This window comes from Aeromicrobium alkaliterrae (assembly GCF_039529015.1).
Taxonomy (GTDB): Bacteria; Actinomycetota; Actinomycetes; order Propionibacteriales; family Nocardioidaceae; genus Aeromicrobium; species Aeromicrobium alkaliterrae.
In genome coordinates, this window is the sequence record NZ_BAAAME010000004.1 from 722,420 (window position 1) to 739,172 (window position 16,753).

Here is a 16,753-nt window from a genome sequence, read left to right on the forward strand (position 1 = left end):
GACTAGTCCTTGAGCTCGGGCTTGTCCTCGTACAGCTCGGTCAGCAGCGAGAGGTCGAAGATGTCCTCGGCCTCGAGGTCGATGCCGGCCGCGGCGAGGGTCGCCATGTTCTCGTCGATCAGGTCGTCGGTGATCGTGAAGAACCCGTTGGCCTGGACGTCCTCGGTGAGGATCAGCTCCTCGCACTGGATCGTGGCCTGCTGGACCTCCTTGTCGAGCTCCAGGCCCAGGTCCTTGCCGTACTCGTCGACCGCCAGGGCCGCGCCGCCCTCGATGTCGTTGCAGGCGTCCTTCCAGCCGAGGATCTCCGCCTCGAGGAACGCCTTGACCTTCTCGGGCTCGTTGGCGATCGTCTCGTCGGTCGCGATGATGCTCTCGGCCACGAACGGCAGACCGTTGTCGGCGAACAGCAGGTTGGTGACCGGCAGACCCTGCGACTCCACGATGATCGACTCGTTCGTGACGTAGGCCAGGAAGCCGTCGACCTCGCCGTTGACGAGCGGGGCCGGGTCGTACTCGACCGGCACCTTCGTGACCTCGGACGGGTCGATGTCGTTGGCCGCGAGCAGCGCGTCGAACAGGACCTCGTTGCCACCGGCCTGGACACCGATCCGCTTGCCCTTGAGGTCCTCGACCGTCGCGATGTTGCCGCCGGACTGCAGCGACAGGATCGTGAAGGGGTTCTTCTGGTAGGTCGTGCCGATGATCTTGAGCGGCGCGTCCTCCTCCGCGACGATCTGACCGACCGTGACCGCGTTGGTGAGCCCGAAGTCGGCGTTGCCGGAGAGCACGAGGTTCTCGGTGGCGCCCGGCCCGGCGTTGAGCGTGACGGAGCTGAAGCCGGCGTCGGTGTAGTAGCCCTTCGAGTCGGCGAAGAACTCTCCGGCGAACTCGGCGTTCTTGATCCAGGACAGCTGGACCGTCAGGTCGCCGAAGTCGCCGGACTCCGCGTCGGACCCGCTGTCGGAGTCAGAACCGCAGGCCGCGAGCACGAGACCGGCGGCGGCGAGCACCGTCGCGACGCGCAAGCGTCGCGAGCGAGGTGAGTACTTCATGTGGAACTCCCATTCGGTGTGGTGCGGCGGCCACCCTCCGGTGCCGCTCACGACGAAACCCCCGTTGCGTGATGTGAACGTAGGAGCCTCGCGTTTCACGACGCGTACCGCGCTGATGTCGCGGGAGTTAAGAAGTCCCCGGCCGGGCGGTGCGTGGGGCGCCGTTCCCCGGCCCTGAATGACGCGTAGCTCACCGCCCGCCCGACCGAGCCACGCCGTGGGGGATCCGGCGCCCTCAGTACGCGGTGCGGGCGACGTTCGACAGCCACGCGTCGAACGGGGCCGGCGCGTGCGCCGGCCGGAGCTCCTCGACCTGGGTCGGCCACGTCGCGCGGTCGACCGAGAACAGCTCGTAGAAGGCCCGGTCGTCGAAGCCGCCACGAGCCGCGTCGTCGCGGTCGGCCGCGAACACGACGCGGTCGAGCCGAGCCCACAGTGACGCCGAGACGCACAGGGGACAGGGCTCGCAGGACGTGTACAGGGTGTGGCCCGTCAACGAGAAGTCGCCGACCGCACGGCACGCGGCCCGGATCGCCTGCACCTCGGCGTGGGCCGTGGGGTCGAGGTCGCGCGTCACGCGGTTCTGCCCGAACGCGACGAGCTCGTCACCGGCGACGATCACGGCGCCGAACGGTCCGCCGCCCGCCGCGACGTTCTCGACCGCCAGCTCGATCGCGCGGTCGAGCCACTGGGTGTCGGTCGTGGTGCGTGTGTCGTCCATGGGTGATCCCTCCTCCGGGGCCCGATCGTCGCAAGCAGGTGTTTCACCGGCGTTTCACTCGTGACGACGCGCTGAAACACTTGTCTCCTAGCGTCGATCTCGTGCTCGACCTCGCTCCCGCCCTGTGCGACCTGCTCGACCGTGGACACCGCGTCGCCGTCGCGACGCTGGTCGCGGTCGACGGGAGCGCGCCCCGGGCGCTCGGGGCCGCGATGGCCCTGACGGGCGACGGGCAGGTGCTGGGCAGCATCAGCGGTGGCTGCGTGGAGTCCGAGCTGGTCGAGGCGGCGCGCGCCGTGCTCGCGGGCGGGCCTGCGCGAGTCAGGCAGTTCGGTGCCGGCGACCTCGTGGAACCCGGACTGACGTGTGGGGGCACGATCACGGTGCTCGTCTCGGACCTGTCCTCGCTCGGCGAGGAGGGGCTGCACCAGCTCCGACGCAGCGCGGCCGGACTCGATGCCGTGCTACCGCTCGCGGCTGACGGCTCGAGCTGCACGGACGAGCCGCTCGTGGTGCTGCGCACCGCGCGCCGGCCGGAGCTGGTCGTCGTGGGTGCCGTCGAGTTCGGCGTCGCGCTGTGCCGCCTCGGTGCCGCCAGCGGGTTCCGCGTCACCGTGGTCGACCCGCGCGAGGTCTTCGCGACGAAGGAACGGTTCCCCGACGCGCACGCGGTGGTCGTGGACTGGCCCGGGCGGTGGTTCGCGGCACGAGCGTGGTCGGCCGACGACGCCGTGTGCGTGCTCTCCCACGACCCGAAGGTCGACCTCCCGTCGCTCGAGCACGCGTTGCGGTCGCCGGCCGGCTTCGTCGGCGCGATGGGGTCGCGCCGGACGCACGAGAACCGGGTCGCGGGACTGCGCGAGCGGGGAGTCACCGACGACGAGCTGTCGCGCCTGCGCTCCCCGATCGGCCTCGACCTGGGCGCCTCGACGCCCGAGCAGACCGCGGTCTCGATCCTCGCCGAGATCCTGACGGTGCGGAACGGGCGGTCCGGCCGTCCGTTGTCGCAGCTGAGCACCCGCATCCACTGAGCCCTGCCCCGAGCGGTGGGACAGGCGCAGTTCGCACGACCGAGCGGTGGCTGAGGCGTCGTTCAGCGCCTTCGAATGGCGCGTGTCCCACCGCCCACCCGCGGGAATGGCGCGTCAGTCACCGCCCCGGGGCGGGGTGGAGGAGGCGCCAGATGCGGTCGCGGGACAGGGGGAGCTCGCGGGGGCGAACGCCGATCGCGTCGGTGATCGCGTTGGCGACGGCAGGGGCGACCGGGTTGTACGGGGCCTCGCTCATGCTCTTCGCCCCGCGCGGACCGAGCGCGTCGACGGTGTCGGCGAACATCACCTCGGTGACCGGCACGTCCGCCATCTGCGGCACCCGGTAGCTGCGGAACGTCCGGGTCGTGACCTCGCCGGAGTCGTCCAGCATCATCTCCTCGTACAACGCCGAGCCGAAGCCCTGCGCGACTCCACCCTCGATCTGTCCCCGCAGCTGCTCCGGGTTGATGACGACCCCGGCATCGGCGGCGTGCACCGACTGCAGGACCCGCACCTCGCCCGTGGCCGGGTCGACCGCGACCCGGACGCCGTGCACGTTGAACGCGACCGACCGGGGCGTTCCGTCGTGCGAGCCGTCCGCGCCGATGCCCTCGGGCGCCAACCGGTCGAAGCCGACCACCTCGCCACCCGGCAGCACCACCCCGTCAGGCCCCAGGCGCACGCTGCCCGTCGCCCGACCCGCGGTCCGCGCCCCCTCGGCCAGCAGCCGCTCCCGCAGACGGGAGGCCGCGACGTGCACCGCCTTGCCGGCGACCACCGAACCCGTCGAGCCGTACGCGCCGGTGTCGTAGCCCGCGGTGCCCGTGTCGGACTGGCGGAGGACGACCCGGTCCGGCGTGGTCGCCAGCTCGGTCGCGACGATCTGCGCGTGCACCGTCGTGGTCCCGTTGCCGAACTCGGCCGTGCCGACGTCGACCGTGTACGTGCCCGTCGCGTCGACCTCGACCCGGACCGACGAGAAGTGGCCGCGCGGCGGGATCGTCGCAATCATCGCCAGCGCCGTCCCCGTGCCCGTCGGCCAGCCGTCGGGGGCGCGGTCACCGCGGCCCGACCGCAGAGCCGCGTCGACGAGGTCGAGACACTGGTCGAGCCCGTACGAGCCGTAACCGAGGTCGGTCTCCTCGATCGCGGCCACGACGAAGTCGTCGCCCGGCACCACGACGTTACGGCGCCGCAGCTCGAGCGGGTCGAGGTCGAGGGCCCTCGCGAGGTCGTCCATCGCCGACTCGATCCCGAACATCACCTGCCCGAGCCCATAACCGCGGAAGGCCCCCGACGGCAGGTTGTGGGTGTAGACCGCCTCGGCGTCGACCTTCTTGTTCGGACACCGGTAGACCGCGACCGACTCGTGGCAGCCGTGGAACATGACCCCGGGCGCGTGGTTGCCGTACGCGCCGGTGTCGCTGAGGACGTCGACCACCATCGCCGTCAGCGTGCCGTCGGCGTCCGCCCCGAGGGTCACCGAGACCTCCATCGGGTGACGGCACGGCACGATCGTGAACTGATCGGTGCGGGTGAGCTCGTACTGCACGGGGCGTCCGAGCCGCAGGGCCGCGATCGCCACGAGGTCCTCGGTCAGCAGCTCCTGCTTGCCGCCGAACCCACCACCGACCCGGCCCACGACCACGCGGACCTGGGCCACCGGGAGGTCGAGCAGTCGCGCCAGCTCGTCGCGCACGAGGAACGGCACCTGCGTGCTGGTCCGCACGACGAGCGTGCCGTCGTCGTCGATCCAGGCGCGCGCTCCGTGGGTCTCGAGCGCCGCATGGCTGACCCGTGCCGTGCGCCACGTGCCGCTCACCGTCGCGTGCGCCTGCGCCAGCGCCGCGGCGGTGTCGCCGTGCTCGTCGTGCAGCTGCGCCACGACGTTGCGGCCGGGCTCGGAGATGCGGGTCGCCGCCGGGTCCTTCTCGCCGTGCACCAGCGGGGCTCCCGGCTCTCGAGCAGCACGGGGGTCGTGCACCGAGGGCAGCACCTCGTAGTCGACCTCGACCGCGGCGCAGGCGGCCCGGGCCTGCGCGACGGACTCGGCCACGACGACCGCGACCCGCTGGCCGTGGAAGCGCAGGACGCGGTCGAGCACCCGGGTGTCGTCGGGGTCGTCGAGGCGGTTCTCGTGCCGTCCGGTCGAGAACAGCACGTCCGGCACGTCGCGATGCGTCAGCACGAGGTGGACCCCCGGCATCCCCTCGGCCCGGGTCGTGTCGATCCTCGTGATCCGGGCGTGGGCGTGCGGGCTGCCCAGCACCGCGACGTGCAGGAGGTCCGTCGCCGGCTCGTCCAGCGTGTACCGCTCGGTGCCCGTGACCACGCGGGTCGCGGCGGGGGCCCCGACCGATCGTCCCCACGCCTGTCCGGCCTCGGGCCGTTCGACGTTCGTCGTGCCCGCCAGCGCGTCACGGATCGAGCGGTAGCCGGTGCACCGGCAGAGGTTGCCCTTCATCGCGCGCGGGAGGTCGGTCGACGTCGCCAGCTCCTCCCCCGCGGCGGTCACGATCATGCCGGCGGTGCAGAAGCCGCACTGGAACCCCGCGGCGTCGCGGAAGCACCGCTGCACCGGGTGCAGGTGCTCGGGCGTGCCGAGCCCCGCGAGCGTCGTGATCTCGCGACCGACCGCTCGCACGGCGGGCACCAGGCAGGCGTGGGTCGCTGTCCCGTCGACCAGCACCGAGCACGCGCCGCAGTCGCCCGCGTCGCACCCCTTCTTGACGTCCGTCGCGCCCTCCTGGCGCAGGAATGTCCGCAGGCACTGGCCCGGCAGCGGCGTGCCATCCGCGTCGCGGCCGTTGATCCTCATGCCCCGAGCTCCTGGCAGGCCTCGGCGGCCAGGTGGCGCGTCACGGCCTCGCGCCAGTCGGGCGCGCCGTGCGGGTCGTCGTACCAGGAGATCGGGTCCAGGGCCTCGGACAGCTCGGCGGCGGCCGGCAGGTGCGGGAAGCGCAGCACGTGCGGGCGAGGCGTCGAGGCGGTGATCGACAGCACGAGCCCGTCGCCGTCGCGGCGCGCGATCACGACGGCGGCCGACCGCCCGAGCGACGTCAACGACGCGCGACGGAACACCGCCGCCGCGGCGAGGGCCTCGTGCCGCACCAGGAACGACCGCACGACCTCGCCCGGGGCCAGCGTCGTGGACTGCACGCCGGCGACGAGGTCCACCACCCCCTCACGTCGCTCGCCGCCGTCGGGGGTCCAGACCAGCGCCTCGGCGTCGAGCGCCGTGAGCAGCGAGATCATCGCGCCGGCGGGCAGCGCCAGGCACACGTTCCCCCCGACGGTGGCGGTGCGCCAGATCTTGGCCGACATCAGGAAGGCCTCGGCGCAGCTGCGGAACAACGCAGGCCGCGCGCCCTGGACGTCGGTCAGGCCCAGCAGCTGCGCGATCGTGCAGGTCGACGCGATCGCCACGCCGTCCACCGTCGACGTCCACGGCTCCCAGCCGAGCGTCGTCAGGTCGACCAGACCCGTGAGGTGGTCCTGGTGCTCGGAGAACAGCCAGGTGCCGCCCGCGAGGAAGCCCTCCCCCGGCGCCAGGCGCAGGTCGTCGCGCGACCCCGCAGGTCGCAGTGAGGTCACCGTGTCGAGGTCCATCGCCTCAACGACTCTCGATCTCGGACAGCTCGCGGTAGCTCGCATCGATCGCCGTGACGCGCTGCTCGCCGTCACGCCCGCACCGGTCCAGCACACGGTCGGCCAGCACCGCCACGACGCTCATCGCCGCCGCGTAGGAGTCGAACGCCGAAGCGGTCGTCAGCGGGCACTCGAGCCAGACCGTGGCACCCGCGGCCAGCGACCGCGCCGACGGGTCGGCCAGCAGCACCGTGGGGACGCCGAGCTGGGCCAGCATCGCCACGACGCCCGCGGTCGTCGAGGACCGGCGGCGGAACGCGACGACCACGACGGCGTCGGACGGCCCCAGGCCGATCAGCTCGTCGGACACCGACTGGCCCGGCGCCGGAGCCACCGACACGCCACCTCTCGCCTGCCCGAGCTGCTGGCGCAGGTGCAGCGCGACCGGGTAGCTGTTCCGCTGGCCCAGCACCACCACGGAGCCCGCCGACGCCAGCAGGTCGGCGGCGGCGTCGAGCCCCGCCTCCCCCATCCCGGCGACGGCGCGCTGCAGGTTGGCGATCTCGTGCTCGACGTGGGCCACCAGGCTCGGGGCGTCGTCGATCGCGACCGGCACCCCGCGGCCCCGCAGGGAGCGCAGGTGCTCGCGCACCTCGCTGAAGTCGTCGTAGCCGAGGTGGCGGAACAACCGGCTCATGGTGGCCTTGGAGACCCCGGCGAGGTCGGCGAGCTCGGCAGCGCGGTACGTCGCGAGGTCGTCGAGGTGGGTCAGCAGCACGTCGGCCGCGCGCCGCTCCTGCGGCGACAGCACGGCGTACCGCTCGGCGATGCGCTGGTCGATCGGGGCGGGGTCGGCCGTCGTGCCCGGCACCTCCGTCCCCGCGCTCACACGCGGCTCCCGGCCAGCTGCAGCACCGCGGCCTCCAGGGCGTCGAGCCCCGCCGCGACGTCGACCTCGCGCACCGCCTCGGCCGGGTGGTGGCTGATGCCGTCGTGGCACCGCACGAACAGCATGCCGATGTCGGTCACCGCCCCGACCGCCATGCCGTCGTGGCCCGCGCGGCTCCACAGGCCCATCGGGTTCGCGTCGCCCGTCGCCCGGATGCCCGCGACGACGGCCTCGGTCAACCACGCGGCGCAGGGCATCGACGGCGCCTCGTGCGTCTGGATCCAGGAGAACGTGGTGCCACGGACGGCACAGACGGCCTCGACCGCCTCGTGGATGAGCGCCCACGCCTCGTCGCGGGCGGCGTCGGTCTCGGCCCTCAGGTCGAGGCTGAAGTCGGCGCGCCCCGCGATCACGTTGACCGCACCGGGCTGGACCTCGATCTGGCCCACCGTCGCGATGACGCCGGCCGAGCGGGCGATCGTCTCGATGGCCGTGATCGCCGCAGCCGCCGCCTGGAGCGCGTCCTTGCGCCGCTCGTAGGGGGTGCCGCCCGCGTGCCTGGCCTCACCCAGCACGCGAAGGACGAAGCGGCGGGCACCGGCGATCGTCGTGACGTAGCCGAGCGAGACGTCCGCGGCCTCGAGGTAGGGGCCCTGCTCGATGTGTGCCTCCAGGTAGCCGACCAGCTCCTCCGGGCGGCGAGCGGCGTCGCCCACGAGGTCCGGGTCGAGACCGAAGTCGGCGAACGCCTGCCTCAGGGTCGTGCCGCGGGCGTCGGTCAGGTCCCACCACGCCGGGTCCCACTGGCCCGACGCCGCACAGCTGCCCAGCAGCGCCTTGCCGAACCGGGTTCCCTCCTCGTCGCTGAAGCCGACGACCTCGAGCGCGAACGGCAGCTCGGGCAGATGCGGCCGGAGCCGCTCGGCGACCGCGATCGCCATGACGACGCCGAGCATCCCGTCGAAGCTTCCGGCGTCCGGCACGGTGTCGAGGTGCGAGCCCAGCAGCAGCGCGGGCAGTCCTGGCTCCCGCCCCTCCACGCGGCCGTACTGGTTGCCGGCGGCGTCGACCCACGTGCGCATCCCGACCAGCCGCATCCACTCCTCGGCCGCCGCGTTCGCCTGCGCGTGCTCCGGTGACAGGTACACCCGCTCGAGATGGTCCGAGCTCGCGCTGAACCGGTCCAGCTGCGCGCACCGCGCCAGCACCTCGGCCGCCGTGCTCATGAGTACACCTCGGCGGCCGCTCCCACGCCGCCGCCGGCCGTGACGTCCGCACCACCGCTGCGGAGCACCTGCTCCAGCGCCGCCAGCGTCACCATCACCGCGTCGCGCCGCGCGTTGTAGCCCATCGTCCCGATCCTCCAGACCTTGCCGTGCAACGGGCCGAACGAGGTGCCGATCTCGATCCCGTAGTCGGTCAGCATCGCCGCGCGCGCACCGTCACCGTCGATCCCCGCCGGGATGTGCACGGCCACGACGTTGTTCATCTTGTGCGTGACGTCGCCGAAGACCTCCAGGCCGAGACCGCGCACGCCCGCGAGCATCGCGGCGCCGTGCAGACGGTGGCGCTCGATCGCAGCGTCCATGCCCTCGGCGACGAGCAGCCGGGCGCACTCGCGTGCTCCGTAGAGCATCGAGGTCGCCTCGGTGTGGTGGTTGAGCCGACGCTCGCCCCAGTAGTCCATGACCATCGCGAGATCGAAGTAGTTGGACGCGATGCGCACGCCACGGGCGACGTCGGTGTCGGTCGCGATGCCGGCCTCGACGTGGCGGCGGTCGTCGATCACCGCGACCGCCCGCTCCGACAGCGTGATCGGCGCACTGCCCGACGGACCCCCCAGGCACTTCTGCAGGCCCGCCGTCACGACGTCGAGCCGCCAGTCGTCGGCCCGCAGCTCGTTGCCGCCCACGGACGCCGTCGCGTCGCAGTACAGCAGGACGTCGTGGCGGGCACAGATCTCGCCGAGGTCGGCCAGCGGTTGGCACATCGTGGTGGCCGTGTCGCCCTGCACGACCGCGAGCACCTTCGGCCGCACCCGGGCGACGGCCTCCTCGACCTGCTCCGGCGTGAAGACCTCGCCCCACGGCACCTCGATCGTGTGCACCTCCGCGCCACAGCGCTCGGCGATCTCCGTGAGCAGGTGCCCGAACCGCCCGAAGACCGGCACGAGAACGCGGTCGCCCGGCTCGACCAGCGAGACGAGCGCCGCCTCGATCCCGGCCCGCGAGGTGCCGTCGACCAGGAAGGTCTGCTCGTTCTGCGTCACGAAGACCTCGCGGTACAGGGCCATCGTCTCGGTCATGTACGCCGTCATCGCCGGGTCGTACTGCCCCACCAGCGAGGCCGACATCGCGCGGAGCACGCGCGGGTCCGCGTCGACCGGTCCCGGCCCCATCAGCAGCCGCCGCGGCGGGTTGACCTGTCCACTCATCCGCGCACCAGCTCCTTGCCGTACGTGTGGTCCACCCGGTCGACGTCGATCGCGTTGCCCCGCACGATCGAGCGCGTCACGCGCCCGCCGTAGCGGATGCCGTCGTAGGCCGAGATCGGGTTGCGGTGCGCCAGGCGCGTCGCCTCGATCCGAAACTCCGCCCCGGAGTCGTAGACCGCGAGGTCGGCGTCGGCCCCGACCTCGATACGACCCTTGCGGTCCAGGCCGACCAGGTCGGCGGTGTTGCGCGACATCCACCGGCTGAGGCTCGCCAGGCTGATCGCCCGCCGCCGCGCCTCCTGCGCCAGCACGCTGAAGCCGACCTGCAGGCCCGAGACGCCACCCCACGCCTGCTGCAGGTCGCCGTCACCGCGCCCCTTCTCCTCGGCGGTCGCCGGTGAGTGGTCGCTGACGATGCAGTCGATGATCCCGTCGCGCAGCGCCTGCCAGAGCGCCTCGCGGTTGCCCGAGTCACGGATCGGCGGGCAGCACTTGAACTGCGGCGCGGCGTCCGGGATCGTCTCGGCCGCGAAGCTGAGGTAGTGCGGACACGTCTCGACCGTCACCGGCAGGCCCTCCGCGCGGGCGTCCGCGATCAGGTCGAGGGCACGGGCGCTGGACAGGTGCAGGATGTGCACCCGAGCGCCCGTCTCGCGGGCACCGTCGAGCACCTGCGTGATCGCGGCGGTCTCGGCCGCGTCGGGCCGCGAGAGCACGAAGTCCCGGTACGAGCGCGTCGGCTGCGCGGGGGCCTCGGCGAGCACCGCCGCGTCCTCGGCGTGCACGATCATCAGCCCGTCGAAGCGGGCGATCTCCCGCAGCGCCGTGACGAACTGCTCGCGATCGAGCGGCGGGAACTCCTCCACGCCGCTGTCGGCCAGGAAGCACTTGAAGCCGAACACCCCGGCCTCCCACAGCGGCTCGAGGTCGGCCACGTTGCCGGGGACGGCGCCGCCCCAGTAGCCGACGTCGACCATGAGCTGCCCCGCGGCGGCCCGCTGCTTGACCCGGAGGTGCTCGACCGTGGTGGTCGGCGGGATGCTGTTGAGCGGCATGTCGATCAGAGTCGTCGCCCCACCGAGCGCAGCCGCCTCCGTGGCGGAGAAGAAGCCCTCCCACGTGGTGCGCCCCGGTTCGTTGATGTGCACGTGGGTGTCGACGATGCCGGGCACCACGTACGCCGAGTCCGGGGCGCGCAGGACGACACCGTCCGGGGCGTCCTGGTAGGCGCCGATGGCGGCGATCGTGCCGTGTGCGAGGTGCACCGTGGCCGGCACGAACTGGCCCTCGACCAGGACCTGACGTGCCTGCACGGCGTCGACCCGCATCAGCAGAACCCGGCGATCGTGGCCCAGGCGGCGGGCGCCGTCGGCGCGCCCTCGCGCTGCACGGTCGCCTCGATCAGGCCGTACGGGCGATCGGCGGCGTAGAAGACCTCGCCGGGGTTGTCGAGATCGAACGGCGTGAGGTCGACCAGGAAGTGGTGCTTGTTGGGGCACGACAGGACGACCTCGCCGATGTCGTCGAAGGCCTCCAGCACCGCCTGGCCCATCGCGTAGATCGTCTGCTGCAGGGCCAGCGAGTGCACCGAGGCGAAGGTCTCCAGCATCAGGTCGCGCACCCGCGCGTAGCGTGCGTCGTAATCGACGTCGCTCGAGGTGTAGCGCCACCACGCGGTGACCGACGTCGCGAGGATGCGGTCGTCGGTCTCCGCCAAGGTCGTGTACCGGTCACGGGGGAAGCCGCTGAACTCCGAGCCCGTCGACTTCAGCACGGTGCAGTCGGTGAAGCCCGAGACGACGTGGGTGTCGTCGCCGTCGAGCTGCACGACCGTGCGGCGCACCTCGCCGCCCGTGCGCGCGAACGCGTGGTCGTGCGGGGCGCCGCCCACCGGGATGCGGTCCCACGCGTGCTGCTCGGCCGCCCAGCGGCCGCCCGTGACCCACGGGAAGTCGTCGGTGAAGTGCCGACCGAGGCGGATCAGGAAGTCCTCGGGGGCTCCGATGCCGTCCCGCGCGTAGGCGTAGATCGTGTTCTTCTGCGTGTCCGTCGCGACGACCTGGCTGTTGTCGCCCTCGGTGTGGCACGCCGCGAAGTCGCCGCGCAGCTGCGAGGTCACGGTCAGGTCGGTGACGCGGTGCACCGGCGTCTCGCGGTCGACCCGCACGAGGCGGCACTCGGCCTTGCCGTACTGGTTCGCCCCCAGGACGATGTCGCCGTCGGCCATCTCAGCTCCCTCGGTAGGTCGTGTAGGCGAACGGGCTCAGCAGCAGGGCCACGTGCGCGTGCGCGGGCTCGGCGGACAGGCCGACGGTCACCTCGACCGCCGGGTAGAACGTGTCGCGCCCCGCGGCCCCGAACCAGGGTCCGGTCGCGAACTGCAGGCGCACGACGGCCGGCTCCGGCGCGACGGACCAGGCGATCCGACCGTCGGCGTCGGTCGTGGCGGACTCGAGCAGCGCGCCGTCGGTGTCGACCAGGTCGACGGCGAGACCGGCAGCAGGAGTGCCGAGCGCGGCGTCGAGCACGTGGGTGGACAGGGTGGGCATCAGGCGAACGTCCCCTCGAGTCGCAGCAGCGCGATCTGGCGCAGCTCGTCGGCGACGATCCCGAGCTCGGCGACGTCGTCGTGCTCCAGCCGGGTGGTCAGGTGCTGCAGGATCTCCGGTGCCGAGCGGCCCGCGGCGCGGATCAGGAACACCCGGCCGAAGCGCTCCTCGTACGCGGCGTTGCCTGCCGCGATCGCCGCGTCGACGTCGCCGTCTCGGCCCGCGATGGTGGCCTGCTCGGAGCGTGAGAGGTCCTGCTCGGCGCCCACGCCGGCCAGCCGCTCCCCGATGCGCGGGTGGTGCGCCAGCGCCCCGTCGACCTCCGCCGGCGTCCACGCCCGGGCCTCGCTGTCGGCCAGCGCGAGCAGGTCGTCGAGCTCGTCGTAGGGCCGCCCGGCCACGACCGCCGCGACCCAGTCCCCGACGTCCGCACACGGCCGCACGACATCCGCCGCGGCCTCGGCCGACAGGGTGTTGAACGCACTCAGCTCCACGTCGCGAAACGCTAGGCCCCGGATGTTGCCGCGACTGGCACGCGCGTTTCACGGGGGTTACAACTGCTTCGCCAGCGCTTCAGCACGACCCCCCGGTCGAATTACGGAGTCGGCACAGCACCTGGTCCGGGGGCACGGCAAATTTGCCGTGCCCCAGGGCGAACCACCGTGCCGACTCCGTAATTTGCCCACGGAATCGCTCAGCGAGCGGCCAGCTGCGCCGCCCGGTCGATCAGGGCGCGGTCGCTGCCCGCCGGGCCGACGAGGCAGAGCCCTGCAGGCAGCCGATCGGCGGTCGTCACCGGCACCGAGACCGCCGGGAGCCCCCCGATGCCTGCGAGGCAGGTCAGCAGCATCGTCGAGCGGCGCACGGCGTCGAGACCGGCCGCGTCCACGACGGACGGGGCGACCGAGGACGTCGACGGCAGCAGCAGCACCCGGTCCGCGAGACGGTCGCGGATCTCGTCGCGCGCCGTCTGCACGACCGCGTGCGCGGCGGCCAGCTCCTCCGGCGTGACTCCGGCAGCCACCTCGAACCGGGCCCGGACGTCGGCACCGAGCACGTCGAGCCGACCGGCCAGCCAACCGCCGTGCGACGCCCAGGCCTCGGCGGCCTGCACGACCCGAAAGGCATCGAGCCACGACGGCAGGACCTCGACCGGCCACTCCACGGCGGCGGCCGTCGTCGTCAGCGGCTCGATCGCACTGCGCACGTCGTCGTCGGCCAGCGCCAGCAGCCCGGTCGCGGTGACGATCTCGCCGGGGGTCGCGGCGTCCTCGGGCAGGAGGACCCTCCCGACCCTGCCCAGGAGTTCCGGCTCGCGGGTCAGCCAGCCGACCGTGTCGAAGCTCGGGGCCAGCGGCAGCAGGCCGTCGGTCGCGACCGCCCCGTGCGTCGTGCGGAGGCCCCACAGTCCCTGGTAGGCGGCAGGGACGCGGATCGACCCGCCGGTGTCGGTGCCCAGCCCGATCGTCGCGTGGCCGAGCGACACCGCCGACGCCGAGCCCGAGGTCGAGCCCCCGCTGATGCGGTGCGGTGCCCGGGGGTTCGGCGGCGTCCCGTAGTGGGCGTTGGTGCCGGCGAGGCTGTACGCGAGCTCGTCGGTGCGGGCGATACCGCGCAGCGAGGCCCCCGCCCCCAGCAGTCCTGCGACGGCCGAGGCGTGACGGGTCTCGAGCGGAGCCGCGTCGAGCCACGCCGGGATCCCGGCGCCCACGCGGTGCCCGGCAACGGCGTAGAGGTCCTTGACCGCGACCGACTCCCCGGCCAGGTCCCCGGAGCCGGTCGGGGGCACGAGCGGGTCGCCGACGACCCTCCACACCCGTCGGTCGAACGCGGGCGCGGCGACGCTGACGTGGGCCGCCGTGACCGCCCACGCGTCGCCGTCGTGACGCCACAGCTGGGTCTGCTGACCGCGTCCGCCGGTGATCAGCTCGGTCACCGCGACGACGAGCGCGTGCTCGTCGTCCACCTCCTGCACGTGGGTCTCGACGATGCGCCGTGCCGGCGCACCGCCGCGGGCCCCGCGGAACGCGCTGATCGCGTCGTGTCCGACCAGCAGCCCGCTGGCATCACCGCGCAGCGTCGTCCCGCCCGGAGCGAACAGCCGGTCGAGCGCCTCGAGGTCGTTCGACATCAGCGCCCGCTCGTACGCCCAGAACGCCTCGGTCAGTCCCGGCGCGAGGCTCATGCGAAGTCGCTCTTGCGGATCGTCGCGTGCACGCCCTTGACGACGTCGACGACCTGGCTGATGCGGAAGTCGGTCGCCGCCGACAGGTAGGCGTAGGCGTGCCGCGGGTCCATGTCGAAGCGCGCCTGCAGCAGCGCGATCGCCGCACGGACGCAGTGCTGCATCGCGACGTCGAGATCCGGGTCGAGACCGGTCGGCACGAGGAACTCGGCGGTCTCGGCCATCGGCCCGACCAGCTCGCCGAACGCCGCCACGGCGTCCTCGCGAGGGATCACCTCGAGCCCGATCCGCACGCGCAGCGACGCCTCCATCGCCGTCAGCGCCACCTCCCCGTCACCCTGCGCGAAGTGCGGGTCGCCCACGTAGGCCAGCGCACCCGGCACCTGCACGGGCAGGTACAGGGTCGAGCCCGCGGTCAACAGGTTGACGTCGATGTTGCCGCCGAAGGGCCCCGGTGGCACCGAGTGCGGTCGCTCCGACCCGGCGACCGCCACACCCATCGTGCCGAGGAAGGGGTGCAGGTCGAACGAGACCGACCGGTCGGAGCCAGGCCCGACCGGCAGCCTGCCCACGGCCCGCCCGTCGCGCTCGCCGACCTCGCAGAACACGCTGAACACGTCGCCCTCGAGCGGGTACTCGCCCGGCAGCGCACCCTTGGCGTGCCGGTTCGACACCACGCCGTACGGCACCCGCGGCGTGGTCTCGAGAACGTGGATCGCGAGCAGGTCCCCGGCCTCGGCGCCGGCCACCTCGATCGGACCTGTCACGACGTGCGGACCGTCGACCCCCCAGGCGCGGGGGTGGTCCGAGGCGGCCAGCGCGATCGCGTCGTCCAGAACGGCGTCGCCCTCGACCCCGTGGGACGCGAAGAACGCGCGCGGGTCCCGCCCCTGGTCCTCGAGGATGCCCTCGTGGCTGATCGTGTCGACCACGACGTCGCTGCCGCTGTCGACCTTCAGGACCGGGGCGTCCGCTGCGCAGGGCAGCCGGCCCCATCGGACGTGGTCGAGAGTCGCGGGCAGGTACGTCGCTCCGTCGGGCACGGCGACGTCAGGCTGGAGGATCATCGCGACAGCGTAGGTCCGTCATGTCACAGCGCCGTGACGAGAACGGCACACGCACCGACCACCATCGACCGGGTGATCCGTCGCCTTGCCGTCATCCCTGCCGCGCGCCTGCACCTCGCCCTGATGCTGGCCCTCACGTTCTCGACCGGCGTCATCGACGCAGTCGGCTACCTCGGTCTCGACCGGGTCTTCACCGGCAACATGACCGGGAACGTCGTGATCCTGGGCATGGCCCTGACGGGCGCCGACGACCTCCCGGTGCTCGGCCCCGTGCTCGCGCTGGCGGGGTTCATGGCGGGCGCCGCGGCCGGCGGACGCGTGCTGCGCACCGCACGACCTGGTTGGACGGGCCGCACCACGCTGCTCTTCGCGGCGGTCGGCGCGGTGATGGCGGCCGTCGGCGTGCTCCTGCTGGCCTTCTCGTCCGGGCTCGCGCACCCCGCGGTCGTCTCCACCACGACGGTGCTGGCAGCGGCGATGGGCGTCCAGGCCGCGACCGCCCGCTTCCTCGCGGTCAAGGACGTCACGACCGTCGTGGTCACCTCGACGATCACCGGCCTCGCGGCCGACTCGGTCCTCGGCACCCGTCAGGGCGGTGACAGCGCTCGACGCGCTGCCGCGATCGTCCTGATCCTCGTCGGCGCGCTGGTCGGGGCGGCCGTGCTCGAGCTCAGCCTCGGTGCGGGGGTCGCGGTGTCGGCCGTGGTCACCCTGCTCGTGGCGCTCGTCGGCCACCTGCACGCCCGCGCGTGAGCGAGCCGCCTGCCGCCGTCGCTCGCGGGGGTGGGGCGTACCCCGACTGTTCACCTGGTCGCCGCGTGCGTCCAGGCGGGAGCGTGCGCTACGCTAGTCGTGTTGTAGGCGTTTGTTGTGCCAGTAGGTGATTGACCGGATCGCGTTCGCGCGGTCCTCAGTTTGACTCCTCGGTTGATGATGCGTCGCGACTCAGTCGCTCGCAGTCCTTGCGTGCGCAGAACCGAAGGAGAAAACTATGGCTACCGGAACCGTGAAGTGGTTCAACGCTGAGAAGGGCTACGGCTTCATCGCCCCCGACGACGGCGGCGAGGACCTGTTCGCCCACTTCAAGCAGATCCAGGGCTCGGGCTACCGCTCGCTCGACGAGAACCAGAAGGTCGAGTTCGAGGTCGAGCAGGGCCAGAAGGGCCTGCAGGCCGCGAACATCCGCGCGCTCTGATCTGACCTAGCTTCACCGCAACGCCCCGTCCGCTCACGC

16 protein-coding genes are annotated in these 16,753 nt (G+C 72.7%); 3 read left to right on the plus strand and 13 right to left on the minus strand.

Translation table 11 applies throughout. From position 1 onward, the window contains the following. Window positions 1–2: 2 nt before the first annotated feature. Window positions 3–1,055, minus strand: a complete 1,053-nt coding sequence (locus ABD127_RS11600) for an ABC transporter substrate-binding protein (protein WP_344201525.1) — start codon at window positions 1,053–1,055, stop codon at window positions 3–5. A 235-nt stretch (window positions 1,056–1,290) separates the two neighbouring features. Then, window positions 1,291–1,776, minus strand: a complete 486-nt coding sequence (locus tag ABD127_RS11605) for a nucleoside deaminase (protein WP_344201527.1) — start codon at window positions 1,774–1,776, stop codon at window positions 1,291–1,293. 101 nt (window positions 1,777–1,877) lie between these two features. Here ABD127_RS11605 and ABD127_RS11610 point away from each other — a divergent pair, with 101 nt between their 5' ends. Next, window positions 1,878–2,807, plus strand: a complete 930-nt coding sequence (locus ABD127_RS11610) for an XdhC family protein (RefSeq protein ID WP_344201530.1) — start codon at window positions 1,878–1,880, stop codon at window positions 2,805–2,807. Window positions 2,808–2,925: 118 nt separating this feature from the next. Here the strand turns inward: ABD127_RS11610 and ABD127_RS11615 are convergent, their stop codons facing one another. From ABD127_RS11615 to ABD127_RS11665, 11 genes are all read right to left on the minus strand, one after another. Further along, on the minus strand, window positions 2,926–5,625 hold the full coding sequence (locus tag ABD127_RS11615; protein ID WP_344201533.1) for a molybdopterin-dependent oxidoreductase: 2,700 nt from the start codon (window positions 5,623–5,625) through the stop codon (window positions 2,926–2,928). After that, window positions 5,622–6,416, minus strand: coding sequence for an FAD binding domain-containing protein (locus ABD127_RS11620; RefSeq protein ID WP_344201536.1), 795 nt, complete (start codon window positions 6,414–6,416; stop codon window positions 5,622–5,624). The genes ABD127_RS11615 and ABD127_RS11620 overlap by 4 nt, the downstream gene beginning before the upstream one ends. Window positions 6,417–6,420: 4 nt before the next feature. Continuing rightward, window positions 6,421–7,284 carry a MurR/RpiR family transcriptional regulator gene (locus ABD127_RS11625; RefSeq protein WP_344201538.1) on the minus strand — a complete coding sequence of 288 codons (864 nt, stop codon included), beginning with the start codon at window positions 7,282–7,284 and terminating at the stop codon, window positions 6,421–6,423. Beyond that, window positions 7,281–8,510 carry an allantoate amidohydrolase gene (locus ABD127_RS11630; protein WP_344201541.1) on the minus strand — a complete coding sequence of 410 codons (1,230 nt, stop codon included), beginning with the start codon at window positions 8,508–8,510 and terminating at the stop codon, window positions 7,281–7,283. Before ABD127_RS11630 ends, ABD127_RS11625 begins: the two co-directional genes overlap by 4 nt. Further along, the gene (locus tag ABD127_RS11635) at window positions 8,507–9,718 is read right to left on the minus strand and encodes a pyridoxal-phosphate-dependent aminotransferase family protein (protein WP_344201544.1); all 1,212 of its coding nucleotides are present in this window, start codon (window positions 9,716–9,718) and stop codon (window positions 8,507–8,509) included. The genes ABD127_RS11630 and ABD127_RS11635 overlap by 4 nt, the downstream gene beginning before the upstream one ends. Then, complete coding sequence (gene allB / locus ABD127_RS11640; RefSeq protein ID WP_344201547.1) at window positions 9,715–11,046, minus strand: allantoinase AllB; 1,332 nt, start codon at window positions 11,044–11,046, stop codon at window positions 9,715–9,717. The genes ABD127_RS11635 and allB overlap by 4 nt, the downstream gene beginning before the upstream one ends. Then, window positions 11,046–11,945 carry a factor-independent urate hydroxylase gene (gene pucL / locus ABD127_RS11645; protein WP_344201550.1) on the minus strand — a complete coding sequence of 300 codons (900 nt, stop codon included), beginning with the start codon at window positions 11,943–11,945 and terminating at the stop codon, window positions 11,046–11,048. The genes allB and pucL overlap by 1 nt, the downstream gene beginning before the upstream one ends. A 1-nt stretch (window position 11,946) precedes the next feature. Next, window positions 11,947–12,267, minus strand: coding sequence for a hydroxyisourate hydrolase (gene uraH, locus ABD127_RS11650; protein WP_344201553.1), 321 nt, complete (start codon window positions 12,265–12,267; stop codon window positions 11,947–11,949). Continuing rightward, on the minus strand, window positions 12,267–12,761 hold the full coding sequence (gene uraD / locus ABD127_RS11655; protein WP_344201556.1) for a 2-oxo-4-hydroxy-4-carboxy-5-ureidoimidazoline decarboxylase: 495 nt from the start codon (window positions 12,759–12,761) through the stop codon (window positions 12,267–12,269). Before uraD ends, uraH begins: the two co-directional genes overlap by 1 nt. A 200-nt stretch (window positions 12,762–12,961) precedes the next feature. Continuing rightward, a complete protein-coding gene (locus tag ABD127_RS11660) occupies window positions 12,962–14,452 on the minus strand; it encodes an AtzH-like domain-containing protein (protein WP_344201558.1) in 1,491 nt (496 codons plus the stop codon). Further along, window positions 14,449–15,519, minus strand: coding sequence for an acetamidase/formamidase family protein (locus tag ABD127_RS11665; RefSeq protein WP_344201561.1), 1,071 nt, complete (start codon window positions 15,517–15,519; stop codon window positions 14,449–14,451). Before ABD127_RS11665 ends, ABD127_RS11660 begins: the two co-directional genes overlap by 4 nt. Before the next feature lie 72 nt (window positions 15,520–15,591). Between ABD127_RS11665 and ABD127_RS11670 the strand changes: the two genes are divergently transcribed. Both ABD127_RS11670 and ABD127_RS11675 read left to right on the plus strand, forming a co-directional pair. Continuing rightward, on the plus strand, window positions 15,592–16,272 hold the full coding sequence (locus tag ABD127_RS11670) for a DUF1275 family protein (RefSeq protein WP_344201563.1): 681 nt from the start codon (window positions 15,592–15,594) through the stop codon (window positions 16,270–16,272). A 238-nt stretch (window positions 16,273–16,510) separates the two neighbouring features. Beyond that, window positions 16,511–16,714, plus strand: coding sequence for a cold-shock protein (locus tag ABD127_RS11675; protein ID WP_229052312.1), 204 nt, complete (start codon window positions 16,511–16,513; stop codon window positions 16,712–16,714). The last annotated feature ends 39 nt before the right edge of the window (window positions 16,715–16,753 follow it).